The following is a 6,529-nucleotide window of genomic DNA, read 5'->3' on the forward strand; positions in this document are numbered from 1 at the left end:
GCCCCGGGTCTGAGCCCGGGGCAGCGGCACGACGGTGGCGCCCACCGAACGGCTCCCGGGCGGGCGAGGGCGGCCGGTCAGGGGTGGCGGAGGGCCTCGGTCAGGCGGTGGGCGGCCTCGACGACGGCCTGGGAGAGGGTGGCGCCGGGGTGGCGGGTGAGGCGTTCGATCGGGCCGGAGACCGAGACGGCCGCCACCACCCGGTTGGACTGGCCGCGCACGGGCGCGGAGACGGAGGCCACCCCGAGCTCCCGCTCGCCGACGGACTGGGCCCAGCCGCGCCGCCGTACGCCACTCAGGGCGGTGGCCGTGAAGCGGGCGCCCTGCAGACCGCGGTGGAGCCGCTCGGGCTCCTCCCAGGCGAGCAGGACCTGGGCGGCGGAGCCGACCTTCATGGGGAGGGTGACGCCCACCGGGACGGTGTCGCGCAGGCCGGAGAGGCGCTCCGCGGAGGCCACGCAGATCCGGACCTCGCCCTGCCGCCGGTAGAGCTGGGCGCTCTCGCCGGTGAGGTCGCGCAGCTGGGTGAGGACCGAGCCGGCCGCGGCCAGCAGCCGGTCCTCTCCGGCGGCCGACGAGAGCTCGCCGAGCCGGGGGCCGAGCATGAACCGGCCCTGCATGTCCCGGCTGACCAGGCGGTGGTGTTCCATCGCGACGGCCAGCCGGTGGGCGGTGGGCCGCGCCATGCCGGTGGCGGCGACGAGGCCGCCCAGGGTGGCGGGGCCTGCCTCCAGGATGCCGAGGATCGAGGTGATCTTGTCGAGCACGCCGACGCCGCTCGTGTTCTCCATGGGTGGGGTACTCCAGTCTCAATGCCCGGGAGCAGCGGGTGGGCGCTGCTCACGGCGGCTCCTGGCGGGGAACCGGGGGTGGTCAGCGAGGACGGGCCGGAGAAGTCGGCCGATTGCCTGCGCCGGGCACGAGACGGGTACGCGAAAGCGCCGGGGCGGGAAGCGCCCGGGCAAAGGACAGCACAGAGAGCACCGTGTCTCCTCATCTTTCCCGCGCCACATTGGCGACAGGCCGGAGTTGGCACTGACCCCGGACGGCACGGCGCGTACTTCGGACGCCGGGTCGAACGGGGAGTTGCCGGGGCTTCGTAGGGCCGGTCCCTCCACCCCTCTGGATGATTCGCCAGGAACGATACAAGACTCCCCGGGCCGTTCGGCAAGCCCCCCCGCCTTCGGCCGTCGCCGCACGGGGTCACCCGGGGTCCCCCGGGGTGGCGCGGGGCGGTGCGGGGCCCGCGCCGGCCCCGCTCAGCGGTGGCACCCGGACGGCCGGGCCCCGCCGGTCAGCCGCCCTGATCAGCCCTCCTTCACGACCCTTCCGACGCACAGCGCCCAGATCACCAGGACGTCGATCGCGATCAGGACGACGGCCCACGCCGGGTAGTAGGGCAGCCACAGGAAGTTGGCGATCACTCCCAGCGCGGCGACGACGACACCGACCGCCCGGGCCCACACCGCGCCGCTGAAGACCGCGATGCCCGTCACCACGATGAAGGCCCCGAGGATGACGTGGATCCATCCCCACCCCGCGGTGTCCATCGAGTACACGTAGTTGCGGGTGACGACGACCAGGTCGTCCTTGGCGATGGCGGAGATCCCCTCGGTGATCGCCATCAGACCGCCGGTGATCAGCATGACCCCCGCGAAGATGGTCCATCCGGACGCGTAGGGGTGCCGTTGGGGCTGGCGGATCTGGCTGCTGCCGACTCCGCTGACGCTGCTGGTCATGTCAGTGACTCCTTCGGTGGCGACCGCCTCACGGGCAGCGGGAGGCGGGGGGACGGGCTCGCATGGCGACCGCCTGGGAGGCTCGGCGCACGGAGGGCCCCGGAACGGAAGTCCTACGTTCACGGTAGGTCCGGATGCCCGTCCTGTCGTGGGACGGCGGACCGGCCCCGCCCCGGCACGGCGTCCCGCCCCCAACCGCGCCCCGAGCCCGCCCGAGCGCGCCCGAGCCCGCCCGGACCTTCCGGACCGGCCCGCCGCTTGACCTTGCCACCGTGTCAAGCCCTTCACTGTGGCCCAGGAGGTGGTCCCGATGACCAGGCCGGAAGAGGACACGAACACCCTGCGGGCACTGCGGGGGCTGGCACACGAGGACGCGTCGGTGCGCCTGCGGGCGGCACTCGCCGTCGGCACGCACCCGCACCCGGGGCTCGTCGGCGGACTCGTCGAGCGGTGCGCGGTCGAGCCCGAGTTCCCGGTGCGCGAGATGCTCACCTGGGCGCTCACCCGGCACGACGCCGAGGAGACGCTCCCGCTGCTGCTCGACGAGGTCCGAGCGGAGCGTGCCCAGGCCCGCAGCCAGGCCCTGCACACCCTGTCCAAGATCGGGGACCGGCGGGCCTGGCCCGCGATCACGCCCGCGCTGCTCGCCGACGCCGACGAGGAGGTGGCCCGCAGCGCCTGGCGGGCCGCGGTCGTGCTGGTGCCCGAGGGTGAGGAGCCCGCGTTGGCCGTAGTCTTGGCGGCCCAGCTCGGACGCGGCGGACCCGGGACGCAGCTGAGCCTCAGCCGGGCACTGATCGCGCTCGGGGAGGCGGTGCTGCCCCTGCTGGGCGCCGCGGCGACGGCCCCGGACCCCCGGGTCCGCACCCACGCGCTCGCCACCGAGCGGCTGTGGCGCGACCCGGACGCCGGATTCGAGTCCGCGATCGAGGAGGCGAAGCGTGCGGCGGTCTTCGGCGAGGGCCGCCAGGAGGGACGGTAGGCAGTGCTGATCGGCGACGTCGCGCGGCGGTCCGGGGTCAGTGCCCGCATGCTCAGGCACTACGAGTCGCTCGGACTGGTGCGGCCGACGGGGCGTACCGGCTCCGGCTACCGCCGGTACTCCGACGAGGACATCCGGCGGATCTTCCACATCGAGAGCCTGCGCTCACTGGGCCTGTCGCTGCGCGACGTCGGACGGGCGCTCGACGATCCAGGCTTCGCCCCCGCCGACCTCGTCGACGACCTGATCCAGCGCACCCGCGAACGCATCGCCGCGGAGACCGAGCTGCTCACCCGGCTGCGGCGGATCGACGCCGCGGAGCCGGCCGGCTGGGAGGAGGTCCTCCAGGTCGTCGCGCTGCTCCAGGCCCTGGAGTCCAAGAGCCCGGGGGCGCGGCAGCGCGCCGCCCTGTCCGCGGGCGACGCGGTGCTGTCCGCCGGCGAGGACGTGGCGGTGCCGGTGGAGGCCCTGGTCGAGGCCGTGCTGGGCGAGTCGGACCCGATCGTCGCCGGCGCCCTCCGGTGGGCGCTGGAACGGTCCGGCGGGGACGCGACGGCGCTGCTGGCGGAGGGCCTGCGCTCGCCCGCGGCCGAGGTGCGCGAACGGGCCGTCCGCTCCCTCGCCGAACTGCCGGAGGACGCGGCGACCGCCCTGTTGCGGGACGCCCTCGCGCACCCCGACGCCGTGGTCCGCCGGTACGCGGCCCTGGCGCTCGGGGCCCGCGGGGTGGCCGAGGCGGTCCCGACGCTCATCGGCATGATCGTCGAGGCGGTGAACGACGCCGACGCGGCCGACGCCCTCGGCACGCTGGCCCGCGACCCCGCGCTGGCGGACCGGATCGCCGCCGGACTCGTCGACCGCCTCGCCCACGGCGCGGTCGGTCCGGACGCACGCCGGCGGCTGGCCCAGGCGCTCGCGGACGTCCCCGGCGGCACGACGTCCCGCGCCCTCGAAGCGCTCACCCGGGACGAGGACCGTGCGGTCGCGCTGACCGCGACGTACATTCTCAAGCTGCGCACCCCGCGATAGGCCGCGGGGGCGGGAACGGGGGTGGGCGTGACACGGGCCGGACGGTTCCGTCGGCAGCGGCGGCTGTTCCTCTCGGTGGCGGTCGACACGTTCGGCTCCGGCGTCTTCCTGCCGCTGTCGCTGCTGTTCTTCGTCACCGTCCGGCACTTCCCGGCCGCCGCCGCGGGAACCGCCGTGACGGCCGGGTCGCTCGCCTCCTTCGCCGTCGTACCGCTGTGCGGACGGCTCGTCCAGGCCCTGGGGCCCAAGTCCTGCCTGCTCGTCAGCAACCTGCTGACCGCGCTCGGGTACGGCCTGTTCTTCGCCGCCGGGAACCTGGCCGCCGTCGCGGGCGCCACCTTCCTCGTGACGGCCGCCGACCGGCTCTACGGCGCCGCCTGGCCCACCCTGGTCGCCCGGTTCGCGAAGCCGGAGGAACTCACCGAGTGGTTCTCCGCCGTCACCGTGCTCAAGACCACCTCGCTGGGGGTCGGCACCCTGGGGGCGACCGCCCTGATGGCGCTCGCCGGCGGCCACGGCCTGCTGCTCGCGCTCGCCCTCAACAGCGCGAGCTCCCTCCTCGCGGCCGCCCTCCTGCTCGGGGTCACCGTGCCGGCCGCGGACCGGCCCGGGCCGCGGGAGAGGAGGTCAGACACCCGGGCGGCGCTCGCCGACCGCCCCTTCCTGTCCCTGGTCGCCTCCCAGACGCTGTTGTCGGCGGCCTGGCTGGTCCCGACCGTCGCCTTCCCGATCTACCTCGTGGAGACCCTCCACCAGCCCGCCTACTGGCCGACCGTCGTGGTCGCCGTCCGCTACGCCACCGCCACCACCCTGCAGATGCGGATCAGCCGCCGGGTGTCCGGCTGGACCCGCTCACGGGTCCTGCGCCTGGCCATCGGCGCGGCAGCCGCCGCCATCGCCCTGACCGCCACGATCTCCACCGCCCCGCACGCCCTCCAGGGCCCGCTCGCCGTCCTCGTGGCGGCCGTCCTCGCCCTCGCCGAGCTCGCCTCCAAACCCACCGCGGCGGCGGCGGCCGTCGCCCTGGCCCCCAAGGGCGACGAGGGCCCGTACATGTCCCTGTTCCAGCTGACCTGGACGGTGTCCTACGCCGTCGGCCCCGCCGTCATCGGCCTCGGCCTGCAGAACCCCCCATTGCTCTGGACGGCCCTCGCCGCCTGCGTCGCGGCCAGCGCCCTCGCCCACCGCCTCCGCACCCCGCTCCGGCCCACCACCCCGCTGCGCGAGGACGTCGAAACCCCCTGACCCGCCCGCCCGTTCAGCCCCGGGCCCGGCAAGCATCGAACCCACCGGCAGCCGGGGCGGCAGCACGAGCCCCCGGCCCCCGCCGCGCGGAGCGCCCAACCCCTCTCGCCCTCAGACCCGTTCGACCACGAGCCGACTCCCACGAGCGACGAGCCCACCGACAGGCCGGGGCCGGCAGCCCGCCGCCGCCCCACCGCTCCGGACGACCCCCACCCTGCCTCACCGCCGGCACCCGCATCCACCGCCTCACTTCGCGAGTCCACCGGAGCCCTTGGCCAGAAGGCACGTTCGGCCACGGACCGCCTCCCGGACGAACCCGCCCTTCAACGGGCGACGAGCCCACCGGCAGCCGGGGCGGCAGCACGAGCCACCGCCCCCGGCCCGCAGTCTCCGCTCACCCGCCCGACCCCGTGCGGAACCCGAAGGGCCGTCACCGCGGAGCCGGTACGAGAGCACGGCAGGCGGAACCACCCGCACACCGCAACCACCGGCGCCCGAACGGCAGTCAGGGCCGGACGGGCGGGTGCTCCGCGAGGCCGTAGGCGCGCAGTTGGTACGGGAGGGTGGCCGGGCGGCGCCACTGGAGGTCGAGGCCGCAGGCGCCGAGGACGGCGCCGAAGGCGTGCCGCATGGCGTCCTGGACGGCGGTGCGGGCCCGGACGGCCCGCTCGTCGTCGGCGGCGGACAGTCGGCGGGAGGGGTTCCACCGGAGGTCGGCGACACCGGTGCTGTCGTCGCCGTCCTCGACGGCCTGGCAGGGTGCGAGGGTGATGCCGGGCGCGTGCTGGTGGTCGGCGACCGGCAGCCCGGCGAGTGCGGCGGTGCGGCGCACCGCGCCGACGACGTCCGCGCGGATGCCCAGGTCCTGCGGGCGGGACCCCACGGGGGCGGAGGCATCCCGTCCGGCGACGGTGATCGGGGCGGGGGCGGGGCCGCCGGTGGGCCGCACCCTGGTCTCCCCGTCGGGCCGGCCGGCCGACACCTCGATGCCGAAGGCCGGCAGGAACTCCGCCAGCGCGTTCTGCATGCTGCTGCTGACGACCCGCCGGGCGGCGGACGCCGGCTGCTGTGACTGTTCCATGGCCGCGGCGGCGGCCAGCCGGGGGCCGGGCTCCCAGTGCAGGGCGATCAGGCCGGCGCAGTCGTCGGAGTCGTCGTAGGGCCGGGCCGGGCGCAACTGGACGCCGGCTCCGTACCCGCCGTACCCGACGGGCAGGCCGGCCAGCAGGACCGCCTCGGTGACGCGGTCGGCGAGCGCCGGGTCGATCCGGGGCCCGCCCTGGGTCGTCCGTTCCACAGCCGTGTCCACGCCGTCCTCCTCCGGGTCCCGGGCGGCGGCCGCCCGCCCGCGGCCCCGAGCGTACGGCGTACCCGGACGACCCGTCGGCGAATCCCGAAACCGGTGACCCGCGGGCGGGGGGGGGGCGGCGCGGCGCGGGGGGGGCCGGGGGGCGGCGGCGCCGGGCGGCGGGGCCAGCGCTCCGGGCACGACCCCCATCCTTACTGCGTGATTTGACATCACCTACGCTACTTA

6 protein-coding genes and 1 riboswitch are annotated in these 6,529 nt (G+C 75.9%); of the genes, 3 read left to right on the forward strand and 3 right to left on the reverse strand.

Annotation, left to right across the window (positions count from 1 at the left end; translation table 11 throughout):
- Positions 1–77: 77 nt before the first annotated feature.
- Together ACWD4P_RS37620 and ACWD4P_RS37625 are read right to left on the reverse strand one after the other, a co-directional pair.
- Complete coding sequence (locus ACWD4P_RS37620; RefSeq protein WP_449782739.1) at positions 78–791, reverse strand: IclR family transcriptional regulator; 714 nt, start codon at positions 789–791, stop codon at positions 78–80.
- A gap of 199 nt (positions 792–990) precedes the next feature.
- Positions 991–1,133, reverse strand: a riboswitch (SAM riboswitch).
- A 174-nt stretch (positions 1,134–1,307) separates the two neighbouring features.
- Positions 1,308–1,739 (reverse strand): DUF7144 family membrane protein, encoded by a 432-nt coding sequence (locus tag ACWD4P_RS37625; protein ID WP_359829285.1) that lies wholly within the window; start codon positions 1,737–1,739, stop codon positions 1,308–1,310.
- Between the two features lie 310 nt (positions 1,740–2,049).
- On the opposite strand from ACWD4P_RS37625, the gene ACWD4P_RS37630 reads away from it, so the two are divergent.
- The 3 genes from ACWD4P_RS37630 to ACWD4P_RS37640 are packed head-to-tail and all read left to right on the forward strand — an operon-like array spanning position 2,050 to position 4,995.
- Entirely contained in the window at positions 2,050–2,721 is a 672-nt protein-coding gene (locus ACWD4P_RS37630) for a HEAT repeat domain-containing protein (protein WP_359829284.1), read from the forward strand.
- Between the two features lie 3 nt (positions 2,722–2,724).
- On the forward strand, positions 2,725–3,750 hold the full coding sequence (locus tag ACWD4P_RS37635) for a MerR family transcriptional regulator (RefSeq protein ID WP_449782740.1): 1,026 nt from the start codon (positions 2,725–2,727) through the stop codon (positions 3,748–3,750).
- Between the two features lie 21 nt (positions 3,751–3,771).
- A complete protein-coding gene (locus tag ACWD4P_RS37640) occupies positions 3,772–4,995 on the forward strand; it encodes an MFS transporter (protein ID WP_449782741.1) in 1,224 nt (407 codons plus the stop codon).
- A 505-nt stretch (positions 4,996–5,500) separates the two neighbouring features.
- Here ACWD4P_RS37640 and ACWD4P_RS37645 read toward each other — a convergent pair.
- Complete coding sequence (locus ACWD4P_RS37645) at positions 5,501–6,304, reverse strand: hypothetical protein (protein ID WP_449782742.1); 804 nt, start codon at positions 6,302–6,304, stop codon at positions 5,501–5,503.
- Between the last annotated feature and the right edge of the window lie 225 nt (positions 6,305–6,529).

It is taken from the genome of Kitasatospora sp. NPDC002543, assembly GCF_053594915.1.

What these genes read in the sequence shown, in the direction of transcription:
- ACWD4P_RS37620 (WP_449782739.1), bottom strand. Translation starts at nt 791, where the DNA reads ATGGAGAACACGAGCGGCGTCGGCGTGCTCGACAAGATCACCTCGATC.
- ACWD4P_RS37625 (WP_359829285.1), bottom strand. Translation starts at nt 1,739, where the DNA reads ATGACCAGCAGCGTCAGCGGAGTCGGCAGCAGCCAGATCCGCCAGCCC.
- ACWD4P_RS37630 (WP_359829284.1), top strand. Translation starts at nt 2,050, where the DNA reads ATGACCAGGCCGGAAGAGGACACGAACACCCTGCGGGCACTGCGGGGG.